This is a genomic window from Bradyrhizobium australiense, assembly GCF_013114825.1.
GTDB lineage: Bacteria > Pseudomonadota > Alphaproteobacteria > Rhizobiales > Xanthobacteraceae > Bradyrhizobium > Bradyrhizobium australiense.
On sequence record NZ_JAAVLX010000018.1, the window covers coordinates 1 to 24,563 of the forward strand.

A 24,563-nucleotide genomic window follows, 5' to 3' on the forward strand; every position below is an offset into this window, starting at 1 on the left:
GGAGTTCGTCCACGCTGAGAAGCTCAGTTACAAAAAAAGACGCTGATTGCCGCCGAGCAGGACCGTCCCGATGTCGCGCGTCGGCAGGCGCAGTGGACCAAGTATCGGGATCGGATCGATCCCACTCGCCTGGTGTTCATCGATGAGACCTGGACCAAAACCAATATGGCGCCGCTGCGGGGCTGGGCGCCGCGCGGTCAACGCATCACATCCAAGGTGCCGCACGGCCGCTGGCGCACCATGACCTTCATCGCCGCTTTGCGCCACGATCGCATCACCGCTCCGTGGTTCATCGAGGGACCGATCAACGGCGAAGCCTTCTCTACCTTGAGAACGTTCTGGTTCCGACGCTGCGGCACGGTGACATCGTCATCATGGACTATCTGGGCTCGCACAAGGCTAAGGCCGTTCGCCATGCCATCCGCGCCGCCGGCGCCCGGCTCTTCTACCTGCCGAAATACTCGCCCGATCTCAATCCGATCGAGCAGTTCTTCGCCAAGTTCAAACATTGGCTGCGCAAAGCCGCACAGCGAACCACCGAGGCCGTCTTCGATGCTATCGCTCCCATCCTCAATACCGTCTCACCGGCCGAGTGCGCCAATTACTTCGCCAACGCCGGATATGAACAAACCTAATCTCATCATGCTCTAGCCTTACCCTTGCCGATGCACTCCATCTCCGGGGCATGGAAGGAATAGAGCTTCCAGCCGCGCTGGCGCTGCTGCTGCGAGCGGATCTGAGCGGCGCGGCCGAGTGGAAGTGCGAAGGTCTCCTCGAGAGCCGTCCGTCCTTGGATCTTGCGGCGGATATCGCGGATGATCCGGCCCAGCCGGCTGCGCAGGATGCGCAACTGCCGCTGATGCCGCTTGAACTGCTTGGCATGGGCATAGCGCCCCGCCATCATCGCCGCGTCTTGGCGATCCGCAGATAGGATTGCCGCAACCGCACGCCGTGCCTGATCGCCGGACGGTTCAGTCCCCGGATCGCCGCATGCAACAGTTTTGCGTCGGTCGGCCTCGCCGGTGAAGTACTGGAAATACGGGTCGTGGACCCAGCGCTCGCACACCCCCTCGTCGGATAGCCCGTAAATGTGCTTGAGCAGCAGAAGCCCCATCATGAAGCGGGTCGCGATCCCCGGCCGGCCGTGCTCGCTGTAGAGCGGCGCAATCTCGCCGTCGATCCAGTCCCAGTCGATCTTGCCGGCGAGCAAAACCAGCTCGTGCTTCAGATTGATGATCTGGTCGCGCCGCGTCCGGAACAGATCGTTCGATCCAGTCGTCTGGTGTTTCTTCGGCCGCATCGTCTCCTCCGATGCAGACAAGGAATCATGCTTCCCGCTTCGAGGGAATCTTGAGGGCTCTGTGAGGTCGCGTGGCAAAGGCCAGCCGCGCGCTCTGTCGTAGCGTGCGACCTCATAGAAGCCGGATTGAACGAAGCCGCGGAGTTGTGGGCGCTATGGCGATAGTGCAGCCGGTGCAACTGCGGAGAAGGCGCGCCTGTGGTCGCCGCGCGTCGGCGAGACATTCAGCTGATGTGAGCGGCGCCATTGATCGGGCCGAGAGCGCGATGCCGCGAGAGATTTGCTGCGCTGGGATGCGCGGCCGAATGACTGACAGCGTGAACGGTGACGAGCGCGGCCACGGCGACAGCCGACGTTGCCACCGAGAAGGTGATCATGGAAGGGGTGGATGGTGCAGGCGCTGGTCATGACGTGTCACAACGGAATGGCTGGTCGCGCGCGCAGGCTCGCGGGACGACGTCGATGCGCCGCATGGTGCCGCCGCAATGTGGGCAGGCGGGAATCTCACATTTGGCGAAGGGATCGGTGCCGGCTTCTCGATCTGGCGGAAGATGGCGGACAGCGAGGAGCTGACGGCAAAGGGCGAGTCGGTCGTTGCGTCCGCCATTGGCGAGGAAGCCATAGTGGCGGATGCGATGGAAGCCGTCCGGCAGGGTGTGCAGGAGAAAGCGACGGATGAACTCGTCGGCATCAAGCGTCATCACCTTGGCTTTGCGATTCTGCCGATAGTCCTTCCAGGAAAAGCTCACCTTACCATCGGCGAGCGAGATCAGTCGGCTGTTGGCGATGGCGACGCGATGCGTATAGCAGCCGAAATACGCCAGCACCTGTTCGGGCCCGCCGAATGGTGGCTTGGCGGACCCAGTCGGTCCGTCGGAGCTGATCAAGCCGCCGGGTGAACGCGGCGGGATCGGCGAGATGAGCGAGATTACCAAAAAAGCCTAATTGGCCGGCCGCGAAGGCAGCTTGCAGCTCTTGCAGAAACAGGCGGCGAAACAGCCGGGCGAGGACGCGCACCGGCAGGAAGAAGCCGGGCCGGCAAGCGACCCAGCGTGTGCCGTCGAGCGAAGGTCCACTACCAGGCACGACACAGTGGACATGCGGATGGTGTTGCAGGGTCTGGCCCCAGGTATGGAGGACGGCGGTCACGCCGAGCTGGGCACCGAGGTGCTTGGGGTCGGCCGCGATGGAGTTAAGTGTCTCCGCCGCGCAGCGGAACAGGATGGCATAGACCACCGCCTTGTTCTGGAAGGCGATCTCTCTGGCCGGCGCCGGCAAGGTGAAGATCACGTGGAAATACGGCACGGGAAGGAGTTCGGCTTGCCGCTCGGCGAGCCATTGCGCGCGTGCCGCGCCCTGGCACTTCGGACAGTGCCGATTGCGACAGGAGTTGTAGGCGATGCGCGTCGCACCGCAGTCGTCGCATTGCTCGACATGGCCACCGAGCACGGCCGTCCGACACGCCGTGATGGCGCCCATCACGCGTCGCTCGACGCGGCCGAGGTGACCGGCATGCGCCTGTCGAAAAGCTTCGCCGTGGCGGCGGAATATGTCCGCCACCTCTAAAGCCGGACCCATGATGCCCGATCAGCCGGGCGGAACGATCTCTAATCGCAGCCGGTCAAGCGGACTCGGGGTCTGGCTGATGGTTTTGGTGGCAACCTGGGCGTAGCGTGCCGTGCTTTGCAGGCTGGCATGGCCGAGCAGCACCTGGATGACACGAATGTCGGCGCCGTTCTCCAGAAGATGGGTGGCAAAACTGTGCCTAGTGTGTGCACCGTCACGCGCTTGTTCAGACCGGCTGCGATATGGGCCGAGCGGCACGCCGCGTGCAGCACGGTCGCATCAAGCGGCCGCTCACCGTCGCGGCCAGGAAATAGCCAGCGTGTCGGTTGGGTTAGCCGCCAATAGGCCCTTAGAATCTTCAGAAGCTGCGGCGAGAGCATGACGTAACGGTCTCTGCCGCCTTTGCCTTGTTCGACCCGGATCACCATCCGCTGGCTGTCGATATCCGCGACCTTGAGGAAAACCACCTCCGACACGCGTAATCCGGTGGCATAGACTGTCGTCAACGCTATGCGGCTCTTTGGGCTCGGGATCGCCTCCACAAAGCTCACCACCTCGTCGGCACTCAGCACGACCGCCAGCTTGCGTGGCTCCCGCGCGTAAGCAATGCGTTCCGGGATCGTGCTGTGGCCGAGCGTCACGCCGTAGAAGAATCGCAACGCACAGACGATCTGGTTGAGTGCAGGCCACGATATCCCCGTCGCCACCAGATGATCCTGGAACGCGTGAACGTCCTCCAAGCCCAAATGGTCAGGTGATCGGCCAAACTTCGATACCGCGTTGAGATACGATCGTTGGGTCGCCGGCGACAAATTGCGGACCGTCATGTCCTCGATCATGCGTCGGCGGAGAGGGCTCACCTGGGCCATCGGAAAACCTACTGTCTGAAGGGTTGGGCTCTGAAAACCCTCGATGCTCTCAGACAGGAGGCGGCCATTACCACCTCTCCTCAAATGCCGCGCCAGCGGCTTCGTTCAATCTGGAAACGAAATTGCAGGGTTTGGCGGTCTCAACCGCCAAATCCCTGCAATCTCAAACGGCCTCGGATCCGAAAAACAGACTCCCGCTCAATCGCTTAGAGCCTTGTTCACGGACGATTCCCGGATGTTTTGCCCCGATAAATTTCAACCCGTCGCATTGTGCTGCTCTCCACCGCGCCGGAATTTATGGACGGGCACGGTCCCGCGGCGCGCACCTGAATCCGCGCGGCTTGCAAAGCAGCCCCTCTTCATGCCGGGACCAACCACGCGCGCCAAAACAGGACCAAGCGCTGGTGAGACCCAATTAAGGATCAGCGCATTTCACAGATCATGCTCTTTACTACTCCTGCTTGTATGACGTACAACCGTGTCGGCTCGGGGATAAGCTCACCTCGATGCCAATGATCCATTGGGGGCCTGAGATCAATGCAAAGCTCAACCGGCCGCTTCGAAGAGGTGCAAAGTCAATGCTCTGGCGGCCTACGACTTACGGCGAGCGCGCATTTCTACATATCTACGAAGATCGCCATGTGAGCGTCGATGCATCCTTCGGCGCAACGCTGGACTTTCTGGTGAACGAGCGGTCGTTCCAGGAGTTCGCGAAGCTTCATGCAACGATTGAAACCTTCATAAGATGCGTGCAGGCGGCGGTCGCCGCCTGAATTGCGCTAATGTGCTTATTGATCTCATTGGTCGCATGCGCGGTTTGCGTCGCAAGAGACTTCACTTCTTGGGCTACAACGGCAAAACCCGCCGAAATCTCCTGCGCTTGCCGCTTCAATCGTAGCGTTCAGCGCGAGCAAATTTGTTTGCTGCCGCAATTGCGGCGATCAACTGGACCACGCTGCCAATCCGCTCCGCCGCGGCGGTCGAATCGGTAATGCGTTGGTCGCTCCGGTTCTGCCTTGAGAACCGCCTCGCGCGCTATATTGGCGACTCGTTCTACGGCCGAGGTTGGGCGATGGTTCCAGCCATCTCGTCTGTCGCTGCGGCGACGCGCTAAACGTTGGCGGATGCGTCCTCGGATGAGGCGGCGACCTCGACCGAGAGTTGCCGGCTGTGATCAGCCGTGGGGGTTAGACTGCGGACGGAGCCCTCAAGCTCGGACGATGCCGACGAGACGGTGTCGATAAGCCGACGGTGGCTCTCGAATTCCCCGCGAGCCGGGCGATATTGGCCTTACGCTGCGCGGCGGCAGTACGATCCTGTTCGGTCTTCGCCTCAAGTTCTACTGTTGCTCTCTCGCGGTCTTTCAGCTTGAACAATTCGACCGCTTCGGCCATCCCGCCGAGTTGATTTTTTCGGCCTCCCGGCAAAATGACATCGAACCGTCCCTCGCCAAGTTGGCGCATGGCCGCCGTCATGGACGCGACTGTTTTTGCAGACCAGCCGCCATCAACGCCAGAAGGCTACCGCTCACAAGATCGTAATAGGGCATGAAGCACCGTTCATTGGACCAGCATCCTGAAGAAAGCAGTACTCACCGCCTTGGCCCGCCAATCAACAGATGAATGGTCTAGTCAAATTGGACGCATTGTTCCTGCCGTTTCCGCCCAAGACCGCACATTTTAAGCAGGTTTAGTGTCGAACCCGGCGTATTGCTGCGGTACGGCCTCTGGAAGGAGTTTTGGCTCGGCGAGCCTTTGCGACTCGCTGGCTTAAGCTGCTCGAGCCTTGGCTGCCTGCGGCTTTTGCGTCTCGACGCCAGGACGGGCACCGAGGCCGACCACATCGCGATCGCCAACCATGGACGATCATTGGCCGACTGCGTGAGGCGTTTATCCCAGATCGCAACGTTGCCTTCCCTCCACCTCCAGCGCACCGTATTGTGTGGCGCCGTGATGTAGGATTGGAACAAATCGAGCAACTTTTGACCGGTATGTTTCTGCAGCCCAACAAAGCGCTGCACGAGATTGCAAGCACGAGCGTGCGCTCGCCGGTTTCGGGATGAGTTCGAACCACCGGAAGTTTGGTTTCGTAGATCGTTCCGGTGAACACCTCGTCGAACTGCATCTCGTTCGCCTCGGCGGATTGCTCTTGCACGGCGTAAGGATTGGCATTGGTATGAACCGCCCAGAGTTCGTCAGCGAGCATGCGCAGCGATAACGGAAGATCAAGATACGCGGCCGCCGTATTCGACCAAACGGTGTCACCGCCATAAAGCGTAGTCATCACGGTGCGCCGCACGGAGATATTTCGGAAAGCCGTCAAATGACATCCGCACACCATTGGTCGGCGCCACCGGTGCGGCCCGAAGATGGCTCCAGGATGGAGGACGTCCGATCGGTCACACCGACTTGAGGGGACGGGATCAGCCTATCTAGTCGAACAGCAAAGCGCTCCTGTTCGGCATCATCCAGATGTTGTTGGTGACGGAAGAAGATCACCTTGTGCTCGAGCAGCAGTCGGCCGATCGCTCGCAAGACATCGTCGGACAAGTCTCCCGACAGCCTAATGTTGCGGATCTCGGCACCAAGCCGGATCGCGCGCTTAATGACGTCTGCGCCCGATATGACATTGTCTATGTTCGTCGTACTGCTCATGATTGCTCTCGGAAGCGCGATCCCTTGGACGAAACTCCGCCATGCACTGATCGCGGCAGCGACGACGGAAAATATGCAAGATCATTCCGGTCAGCAGCCGATTCTCGACCGCAACTTGATGGTGAATGGCCTCGCTTTGACATCCAAAAATGTAAGCGCGAACGATGCGCAGTCAATGAAACGAAATTCGCCTTATTTTCGACTCTGAGCAATGATCTCATCATGTCCGACGGAGGTGCTGGAATATGTGCACGATAGCGTCCAGACGACCATGTCATACGACCGCAATACGTAGCGGAGTCATACGACCGCAATACGTAGCGGCCCAAGCAATCAACACACGATACCCTAGAAGTGTTGTATCTGTTAGTCGATGTGAGCGCATATCCTTCATCACTGAATGTTGCTTCAAAAAACGGCTTTCTCAAACCTCACTATCGATGGAATCCTACGACTTCATGACGAGCACGCAAAAGCTGGGGCGGATCACTAGAAGTTTATGGCGGAAGAAAAGAGACCTGCCGATGGGCTTTCAGCACTTGCTTGGACGTTCAACAGAGGTCGCGCACGTCTAATGCGCGCTAGCAAGACGCGAGACGCAACAGATATTCGGTGCCAGCGCTAAAGCACTTGTTCACGTGGGCGGATAACTTGGACGTCGATCCGGCAGCAAGCAGTTGGCAATAAGAGACAGCAACAAATGAGTGTTGTCTTTCGCGCCGGCATCTGGCGATCCGGCGCGCACGGCGCATCAACACTCAAGAGCATGCGGCATCTTGAACTCGCCCAACGCCGCCCCACCTGCTTCGAACATTGTGGAGACGACGTGGGCGTCGGGGCCGCACTTGGGATGTTTTCGCAAGGTGCATCGAGAATCCCGCGCAGAACGCGCGATGATGGACGCATGGAATACGTCGAAATCGCCCTAGCCCCTAGGGAGAAAGATATGCGGATCGGCGCCCTTGAATTCAAGCGTTCGAGACTCAGTGTTGTCGGCTTGAGTTCTTGTGACGAACTGAGGACCTTTGTCGCTCGGTGTAGCGCGTTCCGTATCAGCGGAATCAGGAAGGAAGTTTGCCGAACAATGGCGCCGGCTCATGAGCAGATCGGATGGGGTGGATAGATATCCCAACTACCAAGGCGCTAATTTCGGCGACTCGCAAGGCCAGTTCTCGGCAACGTTTGCGAAATCGCCTTGGCGGCTCTAATTAAGTCAATTCAGCCCTGTGACTGTTTAGCCGGGTCAGGTTCACAGCAGACCGGCCCGTCGGCGCCGGTGGACCGGTGCTTGCTCCCGTCAGTTCGCACCCGAGCTTCATCAGCTTGTACTGCAGCAGAGCCTTTGATTCAGGTCGTGTTTGCTGCGCCAGAACAACGTCTCGGCGTACCTGCCCATACGGATTCGATAGAAATGGCTAGCCATGCTCACTCCTATGCCGTTGCGTCGCATTGCGATGGTTGATGTCTTGCCAGAGGCTAAACCGGCTACTCCTAAAAAAAACCCTGCTGCATATTAGCGATGTATCGAAGTTGATTGATGCAATCTGTTGCGCTTCAGAGCTCTTTTTCCGCATTCGACCGTGTCTATTTGATGGATTTCATTGCGTCGATCTAGGTTGACCGAAGGCAGCCGAATTGCTGCTACGGCCGGCTAACCCGCCAAGCCGATTTAAGCGTTGCCTTCTTCAGTTGCGAAATCGAATGATAGCACACGTTCCCCGCAGGGGCCGCCACCTTCCACTTTCTTGCCTCAAGGCGTTGGTCCTTCGCCTTTATAACCAGCCCAGCCGTTAAAATCCGTTGACGACGGCCTCCGAATGCAGGATTTAAGCATGAGCGAGGAAGTGATTGCACTGTATGATATCGAGACATCGTTACTGTCCAGAATGATAACGAGAATTTCGTTTTCACGCGCTTCATCAAAGGGGCAGATGGCAGGAGGATAGGCGATAATCGGCCGGCGGCCAGAGCCACATGCAACGCGATTGGTCGCGTACAGTTCTTTGAAACGATACGGCCCCCCTCGATCCGTTCCAGTTGGGCCCTCGCGCTGAAGCTCATGGGGATGCAAAACTGCCGCTTTCCGCCCAAGGGCGTCTTATCAATGGCCGTTCAGACATGATCGGCGACGATATCTTAGTAAAAAAAGGAACTATGTTATGAGCCCGACCGGAGACGGAATACCATTCGAAAAACCGGAATTTTCCCGTCGCTTGACGTTGGTCAAGAAGGAGATGGAACGGCGGGAGATGGATACGCTGCTCATCAGCGAGCCATCAAACATCTACTATCTCACGGGATACGAGGCCTACTCCTATTACGTCTTTCAGATGCTGGTTGTCCATCGCGATCTTGATGAACCCGTCTGGATCGGCCGGTTCATGGATGCGGTGTCGGTGCGGCGAATGACACATCTTTCAGAGAAAGCCATCCGCCCCTATATGGACGAATATGTGCAATCCTCAGAACGGGATCCAGTTGATTTCCTCGTTGGACAACTCAGAGAGATTTGTCCAACCCTTAAAGCTATCGGGACTGAGACGGGCTCGTTCTATTACACGGCAATGACGCATACCAAGCTCCTTGGCTCTCTCCCGAACGTGCGCTTCGTTGACGCCGAACTCCTCATCAATTGGATCCGCATTTGCAAGAGCCCAGCGGAACTCGCAATTATGCGGGAGGCGGGCAAGATTTCAAACGCGATGATTAGCGACGCTATCGAGGCAGCAAAGCCTGGCATGCGCGAGTGCGACCTAGCGTCAGTGATTTACCAGCGCATGATCGCCGGCACGTCGGAATTCGGCGGTGTTCTACCTTCGAGCCCGACCTACTTGCTCACGGGCTCGCGATCAGGCGAACCGCATGCGCCTTGGTCGGATCGTCTAATCGGCAGAAACGTTCCGGTGAATGTGGAGACGTCTGGCTGCCGCCGGCGCTATCATGCCCCCATTAGTCGCACGATATTCCTTGGCTCACCACCGGACTCGTATCTTCGGCTTTCCAACGCAGTAGTCGAAGGTATCGAAGCGGCATTGGCGGAGGTGAAACCTGGCGTCACTTGCGCTGTTATCGAACGCACCTGGCAAGCTACGATTGCCCGGCACGGCTTTCAAAAGGAAGCTAGACTCGGTTACTCGATAGGAATCGGTTTCTCGCCGACTTGGGGGGAACGCACCGCGAGTCTCCGAAGCAGTGATCTCACTGTTCTAGAGCCCGGCATGGCATTTCACATGATGCCGGGGCTATGGCTCGGCGAGAACGGCGTCACGATCACTCAGTCCTTCATTGTGACTGAAACAGGCCGGGAAGATCTGACAACATTCCCGCGACAATTGATCATAAAATAAAAGGACACAATCTCGAGACTGCTGATCCAGGGCCCGCGCAAGGCCGGTCGCAACGCTCACTTGGCACGACTTTCCAAGCGCGGTCCCTGCAATTTGCAGAACCGGTAAGTCTGCGGATGCTGGTCGTCTCCAGTATTTCCGTCGCGCCGGGTATGCGCCGCAGGCAAGGACCGAAAGCACCAGCGTCCGGCGCAAACTGGCCCTCGCAGCACAGCGGACGGCGGCACCAACCGACATCGCCCCACCGTGTCGCCGTGATATGGCTTTTCAAGCATAACGATGCGTGTGCGCGGCTCACCGATGTTATACCAGTATCCGAGCGCCATTTTTAGCGCCAGTTCTAGGCTCGTTGAACCGCTATCGGAGAAGAACACGTAATCGAGACCAGCTGGAGTAAACTTCAAAAGCAGCGCTGCGAGCTCTTCAGCGCGATCATGAGTATGTCCCGCGAAGATGATCTGGGTCAGTTTTCCGGCCTGTTGCTGAATCGCACTTACAATGCGTGGATGACAATGACCATGGGCCACCACCCACCAAGATGAGATGGCATCAATGATACGTCTGCGGTCCGCCGCAAAAAGATAAGCACCGCTGCCTGCAGCGATATTTGTCGATTCGGCCTGAAGCCCATGTTGAGTGTACGGATGCCAGATTGCGAGGTCGTCTTGGATGCCATGCGCTAGCAACTACCAAATCGTGCTTCCTCAATGATTGCATCGAGCATTGAGCACACCTCCTCCCCGACATTGAGGGTCAGTGAATTCGCAGCCGGGCCGTACCTACTGGTATCGTTGGGGGTCGGATCCCGCGGACGTCGAAGCCGCGCGCCTGTATCGCGGAAGCAAGCTGCATCGCACGGTCGTTGTCGCCTACAATGTACGGCACGATCTGCGATTTCGACGAACAGCTCCAGCCGCGCCCCTTTATCTCCCGATGTGTGAAACGCCACCAAGTTCGCCAGACGTTGCTGACGTTCCGTTCATTGCTGCAGGATGAGTAGTGGCCGCCTCCATCAGCGCACGGTCAATCGATATCGATCCGTCATAATGCAGATCGGCCTGAGTCACCGAGGCGCAATGGATCTTGCCCCTTCAGAGTAACTTGCATTCGACACCTAACCTGGAATTGCGCTCAGCGACGTGAACCGCTCAAAGCTTGATGCCAAGCCGGTCCAGCAACTGCGCATCGCTGTCCCGCTGTGGGTTTTTGGTTGTCAAGAGCACATCACCGATGAAGATAGTGTTCGCAACGGCCAAAAAGCAGAGAGCCTGCAGTTCATCGCTATGTATTGTCATCCGGCGGACAATCGCAACAGACTCTTGGGCATCATTATGCGAGCTGTTGCGATCAGGCGCACCAGCGTGACGTTCCGGAGCGTCGCTGACTGGCACACCTTTGACCTCGTTCCACAGGTTGATCCGGACACCTTCGGGATGCGTTGGTAGATTGGCGAGCAACAGGAGTATACCGATCCGCTCTTCAACGCTTTCCCCCATGCCAACAATGCCACCGCAGCAGACCTTGATGCCGGCGGCGCGGACATTTGCAAGGGTGTCGATTCGATCCTCCAAGGTACGAGTAGCGATGATCTTGGCGTAGAACTCGGGCGAAGTGTCGACGTTGTGATTGTAGAAGTGGAGGCCGGCCTCGGAGAGCCGTGTAGGCTGCCTCGCGGTCAGCATCCGAGCGTAACGCAGGTTTCCATACCAAGATTTTTGATGGCGCCGACCAAGTTGCACACCTGATCAAGATCACGGTCCTCTGGGCTGAGCCAAGCCGCGGCCATACAGAACCGCACTGCGCCGCAGTCTTTGGCGCGCTGCGCCGCGGCGATCACATCGTCAGGATCCATCAGGCGGGTGGCCTTGACGCCGGTGTCATAGTGCGCGCTCTGCGAACAGTAGCCGCAATCTTCCGAACAGCCGCCCGTCTTTATACTGAGCAAGCTTGCGGCTTCGAGGTGGTTTGGGTCGAAGTTCCGGCGATGGATGCTCTGCGACTGAAAAATGAGATCGGCGAAGGGCAAGTAATAGAACGCCTCTGCCTCGGAGCGCTGCCAGTTACCCCGGACCACTCCACCGTTGCGGCATCGTTCTCGTCCGCCGACACCGCAGAAATCATAAAGGCCTCCATGTAAGAGAGGCGAACTTACCTCCATCCCCAAGAAGAAATCCTGGGCTGATTGCCGAATTCGCGCTTCATTGGACCAGTTCTCTTGCTTTGGCGCAGGTTTTCATCACGCGAAACTGCTATCTAGTTCGCGAGAACGCCTCAGAAGCACATCCAGTGATCGGATTAGTTCTGTGCGGACGACGACTCAGCGGGGACTAGCCGGCGCCGCCTGGCACGCTTTCACGCAGTAGGATTCCAGGACAACGCCATGAGGGCGTTCGTTTGACCATGATTCGTCACGTTGTCTTGTTTACCGCCAAGGACGAGGCCCGCATCCAAGAGATAGTCGAAGGCTTGTTGGTGCTCACCAAAATCCCCCATGCCCGCCGGCTCGAGTTGCTGCAATCGCAAGACCGACCAGCTCGGAAACGAGATTGACGTCGTGGTTTATGGTGAGTTCGACCACGAGGCGGTACTCACGGCTTACAAGGCGCACGACTTATACCAGGAGCCGATTAGGCGGGTACGGCGACTCCGCGAGCTCCGGTTCGCGGCTGATTGATGTAGCACACGGTACGGCTCGTGCGTGAATAGCAGTCACACTCCGGAGATCGGTTCACCTTCCCGGCAAGGGCATACGTCCTCAAGATCTTGCGAGTGCCTGGCCAGAGACGCTGACAATGAGGTTTTACCATCGAAGCGCCTCTTACGGTTTGCCCATTTAAATCATCGATGCACATACGCGAACTGCAGTGGATTGATCCTGTCATGGCGTGCGCCGTCTCGCGCAGCGGCCGCATCTTACCTTTTTGGACAGCGCTTCAAAACACGACCTACTAGGGCGCTACTCGCAACCGTCGCGGATGGACAGGCGAACTGGAAAGGAATTCCTGTCTGCGGCGACGCGTGGGATATACTTCGCTCGCTACTCGCGCGGTATTCCCTACGGCATCGTTCCGAGCCCCCGCCCTTCCAGGGAGGCGCAGCGGGGTTCTTTGCTTACGATCTCAATAGGACATTAGAGCGATTGCCGGCTCTTCCAAGCTCTCAATGCGCGCCCCAATCCATCTTGCACTCCTATGACGTGGTAGTCAGCTATGACCACAAAGACAAGAGATGCTGGATCACTTCTACCGGCTGGCCGGCACATGATCCTGAGTGTCAGAAGGATCATGCATTTCCTCGAGCCGACGAATCCGAGGCTCTGCTTGCCAGCTCAAACCCGCCGCGGCGCAGTTTTTCGAATCAAGTAAATGGCTAGCACTCGAACTTCGGTCGGAAGACTTACGCAGCCGCGGTACAACATGTAATCGAGTTGATCCTGGCTGGCGACGTCTTCCAAGCTAATATTGCGCAGCGATTCAGAGCCCAGATAACGGCTTCATTCGATCCGATGGACTTCTACTGCCGCTTGCAATCCGTGAACCCGGCACCCACCTTTCATGGCCCTTCTGCTCTATGACACACTAACCATCGCATCGAGTTCGGCAGAACGTTTCCTAAAGCTCGATGAGCGGAAAGTCGAAACGCGCCCCATCAAGGGCACTGTCGCGCGCTCGGCTGATTCCTCGGAAGACCATTGTCGAGCCAACATTCTCCTCCGGTCTCAAAAAGACCGCGCCGAATACCATGATCGTCGACCTCCTGCGAAACGATCTGTCCCGTTTCTGCACTGCGCATTCGGTCGAATTGCCCATGCTATGCGGCCTCGAATCCTATGCCTCAGTGCACCACCTGGTGTCGACGGTTATTGGCGACTTGCAGAAGGCCAAGACGCCGTCACCCTGCTCCGCGCTTGCTTTCCAGGCGGCTCCATTACCGGGGATCCCAAGGTAAGATCGATGGAGATTATCGCGGAAATCGAGCGCGTGGCGCGCCAGATTTACTGCGGGGCGATCGGCTTTATCGCTTTCAGCGGACACATGGATACAAATATTGCGATCCGCACAGTAACGATACAGGACAAGGTAGCCGAATTTCATGCTGGCGGCGGGATCACGGCGATCTCAGATCCAGAGGCTGAATATGAGGAGACGCTTGCGAAGGCCCAGCGAATCTTTGAAGCATTTGCTGCCGACACATCCGTGTGTGCTTTGATCATAATCATCGACAATTACTATTCCTTTGTCTTCAACATCGCTCGCTATCTTCGCAGGCTCGGTGAATCAACGCAGGTGATCAGAAACGACGCGGTCACCGTCACCGACATCGCTCGTCTCAAGCCGAACGCCATAGTCATCTCTCCTGGTCCCTGCACGCAAGCGAGGCAGGAATATCTACCGCTGTCGTCCGCGAACTTTCAGGCCATGTCCCTATCCTGGGGATCTGCCTCGGACACCAATCCATTGGGAGTACTTTCGGCGGCCGAGTGGCGCGTGCCCGCTACCCAATGCACGGCCGGTCGTCTTACGTAGTGCATGACGGGTTCGGGCTGTTTAACGGGCTGCAGTCGCCGCTTTGCGTTCGGACGTTACCACTCTCTTCTGGTTGAGGTAGACGAGTCGTGTGCGCCGAGCCTCTCGGCGACAGCCCATTCGGAGGAAGGTGAGATCATGGCGCCGCACATAAATATCAACCAACCTATGGAGTACAGTTCCATCCGGAATCTATACTTACGCAACAAGGGTACGCGTTGTTTGAACTTTCTGCGGCTCGCAGGCGATTTCAGAGCGCAAGAAAGGGCGTCGGGCGCTGCGGGTGAACGTTCCTTTCGCCTATCTAAGACTTCATCGAGAACGGGAGCTAAGAACCCGAGCGTCTGCTCGACGAGATCAAAAGTATCCTTGAGCACATGACTTTTTACGAGCCTGCCGGAGCGGAATTGAGCGAACTGCGACATGCGAAGCGCGATAGGCTTATCGGACTGCCGCTCTGTTAAGCAACAGCGCAGCATTGACGCGCCGGAATCGACACCAGGTATGACTGTCTCGCGATCGAAACGGCGTATTTGGACATCGTTCGAGATTTGGCGAATCACGTCTAGCACGGCATTCCGACCATACCGTGTGCCGAGAAAGGGGAACATCTCGATTGGACCGTAGAGTGCCCACTGAACATTCTCGTCGATGAGCGCCTCGATATCCTCAAAGTACCGATCATTAATCGCGCGAACCAACGTTCGCGATAAACGCCAGAAACAATGCTCTGTCACTTTTGACACTCTCGCAGCGGGAGTGCTTCATAAGCGTCGGTCGATGGTTCAAGGGGGCGGCAGAACTCACTAGGCAGTAACCGCAAGAGTTGGTCGAAATTGGCACGGGACGCGAAATGACTTGCCGTCGTGCAAGACAATCGTCCTCAGTTGTAGCGATTCAGAACGGTCGCACCGCTTCGACCAAGGAACGCACATTCGTCTTTCTCAGATCGAGGCTTCTTGCTGGGTTTATCTGACGAAATCATCTGCACGGAACGCGACATTGAATGCGGCTTGGAGCGTGTAGCGCCTCTATCGATAGCAACGAGTGATTGATGGTGCCGAGCGCCGTTCTTGCACAAAGCACAATGGGAAGTCTAAATCGCTCAAAGGACGTCGGCATAAACCGACTTCGGGGTGAGCGGCACCATTAGCCCGCCGGCCCCCTCGATCACCAGCGGGCGTTGGCCGGTAGGGGGACATCGAGCGGTTCCGAGTCAATCCGAATTCCGTCTATTTCCGCAGAATGATACGGGGAGCCGGCATGCGGAGGCGGTAGGGCTCCGGGACGACCCGATCAGGTGAGAGCCCGCCCAGCCGTGCAACGCACTCGGCATCCGTCTCCCCTTCGAGGCCCGACTGATTCGGTTTCCAGTAGTCGGCGCCAGGAAGATCGTATCCGTCCGGGGAGGACCGCAGGGGACCTAAGCTTGTAGAGTTCCGTTGTTCAATGTGGGTAGAGCAATCCGTCGGATCGTAGCGTGTCAATCGCTTCGGCGAGGGTAAGGCCGCGATATAGGCAGAACCATTCTCCGGTGTGACGGTGCCACTGGACGTCGAAGCGATCACGGCTGAGCCAGTCGAGGCGGGCGAACGGGGCGTCGAACTCTTCGCCGAGATTCTCCGGGAAGCCGGAACGGTAGCGTTGAATGAAGCGATATTTGGTGCCGTGCCATCTTCCCAGGATATCGACGGGATAGTTGAACTGCGTCGGCCGGATAGTGGGCAGGAAGCGGGGTTTCAGAAAGTCGTCGATGAGCTGCTGGCAGGCGGCCGTCACCGCCGATTTATCTGCCGCGGACAAACCGCTCGCTCTCATGTGTCCTCTTGGCTTACGCTGCTTCGATATGGCTCGGCACGGGCTTTCGCCAGTTCCAGGGCAGAAGCTCATCCAGCCTCTGGATAGCATGATCGTTGATGCGCGCCAGCACATCGGCGAGCCAGGCCTGCGGATCGATGTCGTTGAGTTTGGCGGTCGCGATGAGGGTGTAAATGGCCGCGGCACGTCGGCCGCCCTCGTCGGAGCCGGCGAAAGTCCAGTTTCTTCTTCCGACGGCGACGGCCCGTAGCTCGCGTTCGGCGGCGTTGTTGGACATGCACAGGCGCCCATCGTCGAGGAAGCGAGTGAATGCGTTCCAGCGGCTGAGGCAGTAATTGATCGCCTTGGTCGTGTCGTTGTTCCTGGAGAGTTTGGCGCGCTGCTCACGTAGCCAGGCATGCAGCTCGGTGATTAATGGTCGACTGCGCTCTTGGCGCACGCGCAGACGCTCTTGCGAGGCAACACCGTTGATCTCGCGCTCGATGGCGAACAGGACATCGATGCGCTTGACCGCCTCGGCCGCGATCGGCGCCTTGGTGAGCCGTGCCAGATCAAAGAACTTGCGCCTACCATGCGCCCAACATGTGGCCTCGGTGATCGGGCCGCCTTTGCGATTGGGCTCGTAAAGCCTGCTGAAGCCGGCATAGGCGTCGGCCTGCATCAGCCCGGCATAGCCCGCCAGATGCTGCTCCGGATGCTCACCGCTACGATCCGGCGAATAGAAGAACACCGCCGCCGGCGGATCGGGACCGGCAAACGGGCGGTCGTCGCGCACATAGGTCCAGAGCCGGCCAGTTCGGGTCTTGCCCTTGGCCAGGACCGGCACCGTGGTGTCGTCCGCATGGATGCGCTCGGCAGCGAAGACATGGGTTCGGATTGCATCGACCAGCGGCATTAGGGTTGCTGCGGAGGCTCCCACCCAGTCTGCGAGGGTCGAGACATCGAGGTCGATGCCTTCGCGCCGATAGACCTCGCTCTGACGATGGAGCGGCAGGTGCAGGCCGTATTTGGCGAACAGGATATGGGCGAGCAGCTTGGGGCCCGCACGTCCACGCGCAATCGGGTGCGAGGGCGCCGGAGGTTGGGTAATCGCTTCGCAAGCCCTGCAGACCAGCTTCTCGCGCACGTGCTGGATCACCTTCCACTGCCGTGGAACGAGCTCCAGCATCTCGGTCACGTCCTCGCCGATCTTGCGCAATCGGCTGTCACCGCAGCATGGGCAGGTCGCAGGCACGGGATAGACAAGGCGCTCCCGCGGCAAATGCTCCGGCAGCGGCCGGCGCGCCGGCTTGCGGCGCTCGAAGGGTGCCACCGCGATCTTGTCGGCTGCGGCGATCTGCGCCGCAGTCTCGGCTTGCGCGGCGTTCTCCTCCAGATCAGCGAGCTGCAGCTCGAGTTGGTCCAATAATGCTGCGCGCTCGGACGACTGTCCGAACTGCTCGTGCCGCAGCTTCCTGATCGTGAGTTTGAGCTTCTCGATCAGCAATGTCCGCGCTTGGGCCTCGGCTTCCGCAGCCAACCGGGCCGCGCGCTCGGCGCGCAGCATTGCCTTCAGCGCGGTCACATCGTCGGGGAGAGAATCATCGGCGCCCATCGCCGGCCAGAGAATCACAATACGCCGGCTTTGTCCGAACTGCCGATCGTGTGATCGATTCAAATCCCAGCGATCAGCCGGCCGCCTGCGGCCGCCAGGTGTGTTGTGGCATCCGCCAGTCAATGCCCTCAAGCAAGTAGCCAAGCTGGGCCGGCGTGATCGTCACGACGCCATCAGCCGACGACGGCCACAGGAAGCGACCGCACTCGAGCCGCTTGGCGTAGAGCGACATGCCCAGCCCATCGTGCCAAAGGATCTTAATCAGCTTGCCGTTCTTGCCGCGGAACACGTAGAGGTCGCCGCCGTGCGGGTCACGTTTGAAGGCTTCCTGAACCAGCAAGGTCAGCGAGTTCATGCCGCGGCGCATGTCGGTGTGGCCGGTCGCAATCCACACACGCACGCTCGACGCAATGGGGATCATCGCGGCCGTCCTTCAGTCAGCGCCGCGACAACTGCCTTCAGCGTCGCCGCGTCGATCGCACCCGTGATCCGCATCCGAGCCCCGGCCGCAAACTCGATCTCGATCGCGCCGCCGCTGGCCGACCCGCCCGGACCAGGCGCCGTGCCCGACTCCGGGACTACCCGCGCTGGTACGAAGCCCGAGCGTCGTTCGAGGCCATCCTGCGGCTCAGGACGAAACAACTGCCGCCACCGCAGCAGCAATGAGCGGGAAACGCCGTACCGCCGCGCCGTCGCCGCGACCTGGCGCGGCGCCTGTAAGCTCTCCAGGACGATCCTGAGCTTCTCATCCTCAGACCAGCGTCGCCGCCGGCCCGTCTCCACCACTTCAAGCCGCTCGACCCGGGCACTGCCCTTATCACTGTCCATAAGGACAGTTCTCAATACCCCGCCTCACTCCGCAAGGCGACCGTCACCGGATGCGTACGGAAGATCAACAAGCCCGGCGGAGAAAACAGTCTTTCCAATACCGGTATCCGTGCCGGTCACCAAGATCCGCTGGCTCATCATCGAGCTTTCCCTCTCGGTTTTTTTTCGATCACATCATCGAGGCGGTAAGGTCGCAAAGGACGAAGTGATCAGGGAAAGCGACTCCTAGTTCGCTTGGCCCCTTGCACCACGCCGATTCCGATCGCTGTGGCAGCCATTCGATTGGAACTTTGATCGCGTTTTGCTCGCGCTATTGTTGGTGGAACGACCGTTCAAGAATTCGGTAGAGACGATCGAATACCTTCGCCTGCTTCCAAAAGAGTCGCTGGAGATCCTGAACCCCCATTCGAAATAGCTGACGATGACTCCTCCCGCGTTGCAAAGAATATCTGGCAATACGAAAATCTCATCGCCTCGTGCATGCAAGATCGCATCCGCTCCCGGCGTCGTTGGACCATTGGCCCCTTCGGCTAGAATGCGACACTTGAGTTATGCGGCATTTCGGCCCGTAATGACCTGCTCAATTGCAGCCGGTACGAGGACATCGCACTTTTGAACGAGCAACTTCGACGCCTCAACGAGGCTCTGAGTGGAGAAGCCGGCAAGGTACCCCCGCTCGGTCACGTGACTGTGTAGCGGCGACATAGAGACCGGCGGGATCATAGTATGCGGCCGTGTGATCGCTCACACCGATGATTTTTGAGACCTCCTTCAGCGAGGGCATACGCTGCTACTGAACCAACGTTGCCGAATCCTTGTACAATCGCTGTTGCGCTATTAGCAGGAATGCCGAGGTTTCAAGCGCGCGACCTACGAGATAAGCTACGCTGCGTCCTGTTGCCTCGCGGCGGCCGAGTGCGCCTCCTGCTGATACGGGTTTGCCGGTGACGATTTCGTTGATCGTCTGCCCTTGATACATTCGAATTGCTGCTTGGCCATTTCAAATACGGGGCCGGTATAGATTGATCTGTTCATGAGCACTCATTGAAGCGATTTCGGCGTGACGCCCATTGGAGATCTCAGATGGCGATAAGAAAAGCGGCCGCCCCGAAAGGGGCGGCCAGTACGTCCGCCGTGGAAGGAGAGTGACGACGAACGTGTTCGGAAGGTGCGGGGGTGGTGTCGTCCACGCAGAGCCGAGCCGGGCCTGACGCAGCTTCACAAGTCATGCCCGATCGTGAGCGCCCTCACGTGCCTGAAGCCGTAAGCGCCTCAACTTCTCTTCACGGTGGCAGTACCGCGAACTTTGATGAAGACGAGGACGGATACGCCGCTCTACAGCTCCAACGAGTCGGAAGATAAGTCGGCAAACTAGGCATGGGGTGCCCTCGCATGCAGCATGGGTACTCGCGCGCACTACAATCGCGAGGCGTTTTGCCTCGGCGTTCGGCGCGGCCGATCTCAGGTATTCAGCAAATCGAGGATGTATTTGACGGCAAGTTCCGTCGCCGGAATGACGAGCTCATCCGAGGCTCCGAAAGTCGGCGTATGTACGGACGATTCGTTGGCGGCCGCGCGACTCCCGAACCAAAAATAGATCGAGGGCACGCATGCCGAGTAGAAGCCGAAATCGTCGCTACCTGTTACCTCCTTGCTGGCATTGAAGCCATCGGAGCCAGCCGTGTCCTGAACGAGTTGGCGGAAGCGCCTCACCATCTCGGCATCGTTGACGACGGGGGGCTCACCGGAGCGGATGACGCACTCGGCTTGGCCACGATGCATCGCGGCGGCGCCCTCGGCCACTTCCCGCACGCGCTGGCACAGCTGTCGCCTACGTTCTGGGCTGCAAGTTCTGATCGTTCCCTCCATAACGACGGAAGGGCAGATGATGTTGGTCGCCTCGCCGCCGTGAATGATACCGATTGTGACCACCGCCCTGTCATCGGCCGGCATTTCGCGGGAGACCACCTTCTGCACCTCGTTGACGAAGGCAGCGGCGATCGCGATCGCGTCGACTCCCTTATGAGGCGCCGCGCCATGGGCCATCTTACCGGTGATGGTAAGTCTGAACTGATCGGCCGACTTGGTTACTGCGCCCTCGCGCGCACCGAACTTGCCTGCGGGAATCTCCGGAGCGACATGGAACCCGACGGCATGGTCGAAGCCGTCCAGCAGTTTCTCGTCCTGCACAGTGCGTCCCCCGAGCGGCTCGGCCTCCTCGGCCGGCTGGAAGAAGACGCGCACTTTACCTGCGAAGTTGTCGCGCATCCGATGGAAGGCGAGTGCGACGCCGAGGGCGATCGATCCGTGTATGTCATGACCGCAGGCATGCATAACGCCCTCGACCTGCGATCGATAGGAGAGGTCATCGCGCTCTTCCTGGATCGGCAGTGCATCGATATCGCCGCGTACCGCGATGGAGCGCTTTGCGCCCGAGGCTGTGCCTTCAATATCGATATACAGGCCGGTCTTGTGAAAGGTGTTGATCTGGTTGAGACCAAATTGCTGGAGTACGCGGCGAATCCGCTCCTGCGTTTTCCATTCCGCATTCGAGAGTTCAGGCTCACGATGCATCGCATGCCGTAATTCGATCACTGCATCGCGCTCAGTATCCGATAAAAAGCTGTTGGTGCGCGCTCGCATTTCGGTCTGCTCTCTCATCCGCTCCTTCCGACCCGTACACTCACGAAAAACAAACTAGTCTCTAATGACGCAGGAAATCGACCACTTTGGCTCAGTCACGCATGTTTCGGCCAATTTCGCGGGTTTGACGTGGAATTTCACACGGTCAAATTGCCGAACCGGGCCTGATAGGCGTGATACACCTCGCCCCGTCGTTCCGCGACAGATCCGCTCGGTAGCTGTTGCAGTTCACGGGCCACCTACGCAGTTTCCCGACGCAACTGTGAGCGAAGACCCCAAAACTCTTCAGGCCAGCTACGCCCTCAAGGCACGGACGCCATCATCAGCCGGCAGAGACCCACGATATCGTAGACGGGCAGACTCGCGATGCGACGAATTGCTGGTGCAACGATCGGGAACGCAGCGCACTCGAACAGAATGACCGCGATCTCCGGGTGTGCATCGCGAAGTCGCGCAACGCAGCTGGCTACATCCGCCTCTACGGCAGCCACATCGGTCGGCGGCGCCGGACGCTTTAGCTCGTCATGCCAAAACTTACCGCCTTCGATGCCACCAATCACAACCCTCGCCCGCTCGTCCGGATCGTCGAGTCCGAGCAGCTCTTGGCCGCAAAACTTGGAGTCGTAGGTTAGAACAGCAAGCCTGGCGAGTCGCGGCAACTTCCGGAGCAAAGCGGGCAGCAACAGCAGGCTAGACATTCCCACTGGCACGTTCACCGACGCTGCCACCGCTGCTTGATGCCGGATAGAGAATCCACAAGTCGAGCTTATCGCGACAGCACCTCGCTCCACCAGGCGTCGTGCGGCAGCGATGAAAGCCGGCTCGAGCGCAGGATCACCACGAACGACGTTCTCGACCCAAGCCCCCTCGACCGTCTCGTAGACGACCGGAAAATCGAAAGTAGCTGGATTCAGCATCGAGCCCGGTGGTGGCGTCGGTGGCATGGCGCCAGGTAGCACCCCCCGTTCGAGCTTGAGAATTCCCAGCGACTGTGGACTTTGTGATGTCATAGATCAAACATACTCCGGTTTTGAGGCGAATTCCTATCTGAGGTCGCCGCCTGCAGCCGAAATTCTGCGAAAACCGAGCCAAACGCGAGTCTTCGCTGCGCTCTGGAGCAATGCGTCTCATGCAAAAGGTCATGAAAAAACTAGACTTAGGGAAATCGGATCAACTTGAGTTGCATATCGCCTCAAGCGCTGCGAACTTGCCCCTGACTTCCTCGACATGTCCTTAGGCGAATTTGACAAGCGGCCCATTGCTCACGTTGGACGATTACGCCGCATTCGGGGCACGTTATGGTAATTTTGAGCTAGGCGCACGTTTTCCGGCACTCATTCAGAATTTTCTAAGTCGAATAGCTCAGAAACGCATACACTCGGTGGATCGATTGGTAGTAACCACCAGCAGGGAGCACGGGCATCGTGGCGTGCCTCTTGACCCAAATCAAATTTGCCGCAAAAGGTGCTTACAAGGCGGCGGAGGTCGATCCAAATCGACAAACACAGAGCCCCTCGTTTAGAGACTTCTCGTACCATGCTCAGGTTCGCGCTGAGCGCTCTCTCGCATCTGCCTGTAGTCATCTTCATGTGACCGATTGCGGATTCGAACAGAATTTGAGCCCGCTAGAGCTCTTTCTTGCAACTCGCTGGCTTATGCTCCGCGTTCACATTGTTCGCAGTGCGACTAGATTCGCATCGGCAACTAGGCTGTTCGTTCGCGCAACCAGCGCCGCGACAATTCCACCCAGTATGTCAATCCCAGCGCTAGTATTTTGTCATTGAAATCGTAACTGGAATTGTGAAGAGCGCATGGGCCCGGCCCGTGACCCTGCTCGCGGTGCTCCCCATTTCCAGCCCCCAAGAGTGCGAAGGCGCCGGGGCGCGCCTGCAGCATGTACGCAAAATCCTCGGAACCCATTGTTGTTATAACGTCTGCGTCTACCTTCGCTTCGTCGACAATCGACCTAATTACCTCCGCCGCGAAGCTTGTTTCAGCCGATGTGTTCACCGTGGGCGGATAGCGCTTGATTGTTAGCTCAGCCCGGCACTCATGTGCCGCGGCAATATTTTGGACAACCGTATGTATGCATCCTGGATTCAATTAGGTCCAACGTCTCGTTGTTTGAATGCCCTTACGGTGCCGGCAAACGTGGCGGTATCTGGGACTATGTTTCTGCCCCCCATTGAACTGAGTGACAGACAATACTGCCGTATCCATAGGATCCTTGTTGCGAGTGATGATACCCTGGAGCGCCGCGACGATCTGTGAACCCGTCAAGATTGGGTCCTTTCCGTTGTGCAGAAAGGCGGCGTGTGCACCGACGCCAATGATCCGAATGTCAAAGTTGGTGCATCCGGTCAAGATCGGACCTGGTCTAAGACCGAAGCTGTTCACCGGTATGCCCGGCCAATTATGCAAACCGAAGACTGCGTCGACCGGAAATTGACTGAAGATACCCTCATCCACCATCACCTTCGCTCCCGATCCATTCTCGTCTGCCGGGGAGAAGATGAACACGATTGTGCCACCAATATCTCGCGTACGTGCTAGATGGCGGGCGGCGCCCAACAACATCGCCATGTGCCCGTCATGACCGCAAGCATGCATTTGCCGGGATACTGCGATCGGTGCGCGAACGTGTTCAGTTCCTGCTTAGGCAGGGGATCCATATCGGCGCGCAATCCGATCGAACGTTTTCCGTCGCCGACCCGTAACACCCCAACCACGCGCGTGCGGCCGAGTCCGCGGTGCACCTCGATGCCATATCCTTTCAATGTATTGGCAATTACATCAGACGTTTCTGTCTCCTCAAAAGCGAGTTCTGGATGAGCATGGAGCCAGCGCCGCAAGTCCCTAATTTCCTCCTCCCCAGCCTTAATCTCTCGTATGATCTGCATTCTGAGGCTCGGGCGGAAGTGATCTGCGCGTGTCACGCCGAACACGTATGACGTTGAACTTCGTGCAGCGGCCGCCGCACGCAGTGTTTGCGTGTACGGTTGGTCGAGAAGTCGTGGCTAACTGTACCGACGCTACAGGACTGATTTGAGCGATAATTCGCAGGTCGACGCTCTAATGCAGCCCCTACCCGTTCTTCATCGGCGGATTTCTGCCCCTCTAAGGTTGAGCAGGTCGTCGGAACACGCAGCACACAAAGTATCGGCAAAAGTGACGCCGCAGGACAAAGCGAGACTGAGGCCGCTCATATGAATGGCAGCGATCATCAATGCAACTACCGAGGCTGCGGCGAGGAAATTGGCCATATGGTTCGTACCGTCCAATCTACTGCTCAATTCCTCGTCCCTCTGAGGGTTTTTCTTACTGCGCTGACAAGTACACTCGAGGCCAATTTAGCTGCGGACGCGCCGCTGCTACCGTCGTCGTCCGCGGTGACTCGGGCATGGGCGTGACCTCTTGA

General features: G+C 58.3%; 18 protein-coding genes and 15 pseudogenes. 8 read left to right on the top strand and 25 right to left on the bottom strand.

The features are described from left to right. Positions 1–635: pseudogene (locus tag HCN58_RS34070) on the top strand (IS630 family transposase); the annotation flags it as partial. 8 nt (positions 636–643) lie between these two features. Here HCN58_RS34070 and HCN58_RS34075 read toward each other — a convergent pair. The 3 pseudogenes from HCN58_RS34075 to HCN58_RS34085 all read right to left on the bottom strand — a co-directional run. Further along, a pseudogene (locus tag HCN58_RS34075) lies at positions 644–1,300 on the bottom strand (transposase); the annotation flags it as partial. A 404-nt stretch (positions 1,301–1,704) separates the two neighbouring features. Continuing rightward, positions 1,705–2,878 (bottom strand): annotated as a pseudogene (locus tag HCN58_RS34080) (IS91 family transposase). A gap of 9 nt (positions 2,879–2,887) precedes the next feature. After that, positions 2,888–3,735: pseudogene (locus HCN58_RS34085) on the bottom strand (site-specific integrase). 578 nt (positions 3,736–4,313) lie between these two features. Here HCN58_RS34085 and HCN58_RS34090 point away from each other — a divergent pair. Next, a complete protein-coding gene (locus tag HCN58_RS34090; RefSeq protein WP_171583723.1) occupies positions 4,314–4,508 on the top strand; it encodes a hypothetical protein in 195 nt (64 codons plus the stop codon). Here the strand turns inward: HCN58_RS34090 and HCN58_RS36890 are convergent. The 4 genes and pseudogenes from HCN58_RS36890 to HCN58_RS36900 form a co-directional block, all read right to left on the bottom strand. Then, a complete protein-coding gene (locus HCN58_RS36890) occupies positions 4,454–4,573 on the bottom strand; it encodes a hypothetical protein (protein WP_311966939.1) in 120 nt (39 codons plus the stop codon). The genes HCN58_RS34090 and HCN58_RS36890 overlap by 55 nt on opposite strands. 349 nt (positions 4,574–4,922) lie before the next feature. After that, the gene (locus HCN58_RS34100; RefSeq protein ID WP_171583724.1) at positions 4,923–5,210 is read right to left on the bottom strand and encodes a hypothetical protein; all 288 of its coding nucleotides are present in this window, start codon (positions 5,208–5,210) and stop codon (positions 4,923–4,925) included. 152 nt (positions 5,211–5,362) lie between these two features. Next, positions 5,363–6,075 (bottom strand): annotated as a pseudogene (locus HCN58_RS37620) (TauD/TfdA dioxygenase family protein). Further along, on the bottom strand, positions 6,054–6,389 hold the full coding sequence (locus HCN58_RS36900) for a TauD/TfdA dioxygenase family protein (RefSeq protein WP_283814682.1): 336 nt from the start codon (positions 6,387–6,389) through the stop codon (positions 6,054–6,056). Before HCN58_RS36900 ends, HCN58_RS37620 begins: the two are co-directional and overlap by 22 nt. Here HCN58_RS36900 and HCN58_RS34110 point away from each other — a divergent pair. Beyond that, positions 6,370–6,597: a hypothetical protein gene (locus HCN58_RS34110; protein WP_171583725.1), complete on the top strand. Its 228-nt coding sequence runs from the start codon at positions 6,370–6,372 to the stop codon at positions 6,595–6,597. The genes HCN58_RS36900 and HCN58_RS34110 overlap by 20 nt on opposite strands. 1,951 nt (positions 6,598–8,548) lie before the next feature. Continuing rightward, positions 8,549–9,736: a M24 family metallopeptidase gene (locus tag HCN58_RS34115; RefSeq protein WP_171583726.1), complete on the top strand. Its 1,188-nt coding sequence runs from the start codon at positions 8,549–8,551 to the stop codon at positions 9,734–9,736. A gap of 239 nt (positions 9,737–9,975) precedes the next feature. Here HCN58_RS34115 and HCN58_RS36415 read toward each other — a convergent pair. The 4 pseudogenes from HCN58_RS36415 to bioB all read right to left on the bottom strand — a co-directional run. Continuing rightward, positions 9,976–10,407, bottom strand: a pseudogene (locus HCN58_RS36415) (aminotransferase class III-fold pyridoxal phosphate-dependent enzyme); the annotation flags it as partial. An 8-nt stretch (positions 10,408–10,415) separates the two neighbouring features. Further along, positions 10,416–10,712, bottom strand: a pseudogene (locus tag HCN58_RS36420) (aminotransferase class I/II-fold pyridoxal phosphate-dependent enzyme); the annotation flags it as partial. Between the two features lie 25 nt (positions 10,713–10,737). Next, positions 10,738–10,843, bottom strand: a pseudogene (locus HCN58_RS36425) (aspartate 1-decarboxylase); the annotation flags it as partial. Between the two features lie 41 nt (positions 10,844–10,884). Beyond that, positions 10,885–11,894: pseudogene (gene bioB, locus HCN58_RS36430) on the bottom strand (biotin synthase BioB). Between the two features lie 242 nt (positions 11,895–12,136). Here bioB and HCN58_RS34135 point away from each other — a divergent pair. From HCN58_RS34135 to HCN58_RS37630, 4 genes and pseudogenes are all read left to right on the top strand, one after another. After that, positions 12,137–12,410 (top strand): annotated as a pseudogene (locus tag HCN58_RS34135) (Dabb family protein). Positions 12,411–12,580: 170 nt separating this feature from the next. After that, a pseudogene (locus tag HCN58_RS37885) lies at positions 12,581–13,926 on the top strand (anthranilate synthase component I family protein); the annotation flags it as partial. Positions 13,927–13,932: 6 nt separating this feature from the next. Then, on the top strand, positions 13,933–14,262 hold the full coding sequence (locus tag HCN58_RS37625) for a glutamine amidotransferase-related protein (RefSeq protein WP_376701254.1): 330 nt from the start codon (positions 13,933–13,935) through the stop codon (positions 14,260–14,262). Beyond that, positions 14,172–14,549 (top strand): annotated as a pseudogene (locus HCN58_RS37630) (glutamine amidotransferase-related protein). The gene HCN58_RS37625 and the pseudogene HCN58_RS37630 overlap by 91 nt, the downstream one beginning before the upstream one ends. A gap of 48 nt (positions 14,550–14,597) precedes the next feature. Here the strand turns inward: HCN58_RS37630 and HCN58_RS34150 are convergent. The 14 genes and pseudogenes from HCN58_RS34150 to HCN58_RS34195 form a co-directional block, all read right to left on the bottom strand. Then, positions 14,598–14,999: pseudogene (locus tag HCN58_RS34150) on the bottom strand (nuclear transport factor 2 family protein); the annotation flags it as partial. A gap of 286 nt (positions 15,000–15,285) precedes the next feature. Continuing rightward, a pseudogene (gene bioD / locus HCN58_RS36445) lies at positions 15,286–15,680 on the bottom strand (ATP-dependent dethiobiotin synthetase BioD); the annotation flags it as partial. 28 nt (positions 15,681–15,708) lie between these two features. Beyond that, the gene (locus HCN58_RS34155; protein WP_171583727.1) at positions 15,709–16,080 is read right to left on the bottom strand and encodes a DUF3024 domain-containing protein; all 372 of its coding nucleotides are present in this window, start codon (positions 16,078–16,080) and stop codon (positions 15,709–15,711) included. 13 nt (positions 16,081–16,093) lie between these two features. Further along, a complete protein-coding gene (gene tnpC, locus HCN58_RS34160; protein ID WP_171583742.1) occupies positions 16,094–17,674 on the bottom strand; it encodes an IS66 family transposase in 1,581 nt (526 codons plus the stop codon). 73 nt (positions 17,675–17,747) lie between these two features. Then, positions 17,748–18,095 carry an IS66 family insertion sequence element accessory protein TnpB gene (gene tnpB, locus HCN58_RS34165; RefSeq protein WP_171583728.1) on the bottom strand — a complete coding sequence of 116 codons (348 nt, stop codon included), beginning with the start codon at positions 18,093–18,095 and terminating at the stop codon, positions 17,748–17,750. Beyond that, a complete protein-coding gene (gene tnpA / locus HCN58_RS34170; protein WP_171583729.1) occupies positions 18,092–18,502 on the bottom strand; it encodes an IS66-like element accessory protein TnpA in 411 nt (136 codons plus the stop codon). Before tnpA ends, tnpB begins: the two co-directional genes overlap by 4 nt. A gap of 60 nt (positions 18,503–18,562) precedes the next feature. Continuing rightward, positions 18,563–18,640, bottom strand: a pseudogene (locus HCN58_RS36450) (AAA family ATPase); the annotation flags it as partial. An 87-nt stretch (positions 18,641–18,727) separates the two neighbouring features. Further along, positions 18,728–18,988: a hypothetical protein gene (locus HCN58_RS36455; RefSeq protein ID WP_235984128.1), complete on the bottom strand. Its 261-nt coding sequence runs from the start codon at positions 18,986–18,988 to the stop codon at positions 18,728–18,730. Positions 18,989–19,963: 975 nt separating this feature from the next. Continuing rightward, positions 19,964–21,163, bottom strand: a complete 1,200-nt coding sequence (locus HCN58_RS34180) for a M20 metallopeptidase family protein (RefSeq protein WP_235984129.1) — start codon at positions 21,161–21,163, stop codon at positions 19,964–19,966. A gap of 284 nt (positions 21,164–21,447) precedes the next feature. After that, the gene (locus tag HCN58_RS34185; protein ID WP_171583730.1) at positions 21,448–22,155 is read right to left on the bottom strand and encodes an aspartate/glutamate racemase family protein; all 708 of its coding nucleotides are present in this window, start codon (positions 22,153–22,155) and stop codon (positions 21,448–21,450) included. Between the two features lie 694 nt (positions 22,156–22,849). Next, positions 22,850–23,065, bottom strand: a complete 216-nt coding sequence (locus tag HCN58_RS37635; RefSeq protein ID WP_376701253.1) for a hypothetical protein — start codon at positions 23,063–23,065, stop codon at positions 22,850–22,852. Between the two features lie 183 nt (positions 23,066–23,248). Next, complete coding sequence (locus HCN58_RS36460; RefSeq protein WP_235984130.1) at positions 23,249–23,728, bottom strand: M20/M25/M40 family metallo-hydrolase; 480 nt, start codon at positions 23,726–23,728, stop codon at positions 23,249–23,251. Next, the gene (locus HCN58_RS36465; protein WP_235984132.1) at positions 23,695–24,045 is read right to left on the bottom strand and encodes a zinc-binding metallopeptidase family protein; all 351 of its coding nucleotides are present in this window, start codon (positions 24,043–24,045) and stop codon (positions 23,695–23,697) included. Before HCN58_RS36465 ends, HCN58_RS36460 begins: the two co-directional genes overlap by 34 nt. Before the next feature lie 195 nt (positions 24,046–24,240). Continuing rightward, positions 24,241–24,408 carry a hypothetical protein gene (locus HCN58_RS34195; protein WP_171583731.1) on the bottom strand — a complete coding sequence of 56 codons (168 nt, stop codon included), beginning with the start codon at positions 24,406–24,408 and terminating at the stop codon, positions 24,241–24,243. Positions 24,409–24,563 lie beyond the last annotated feature (155 nt).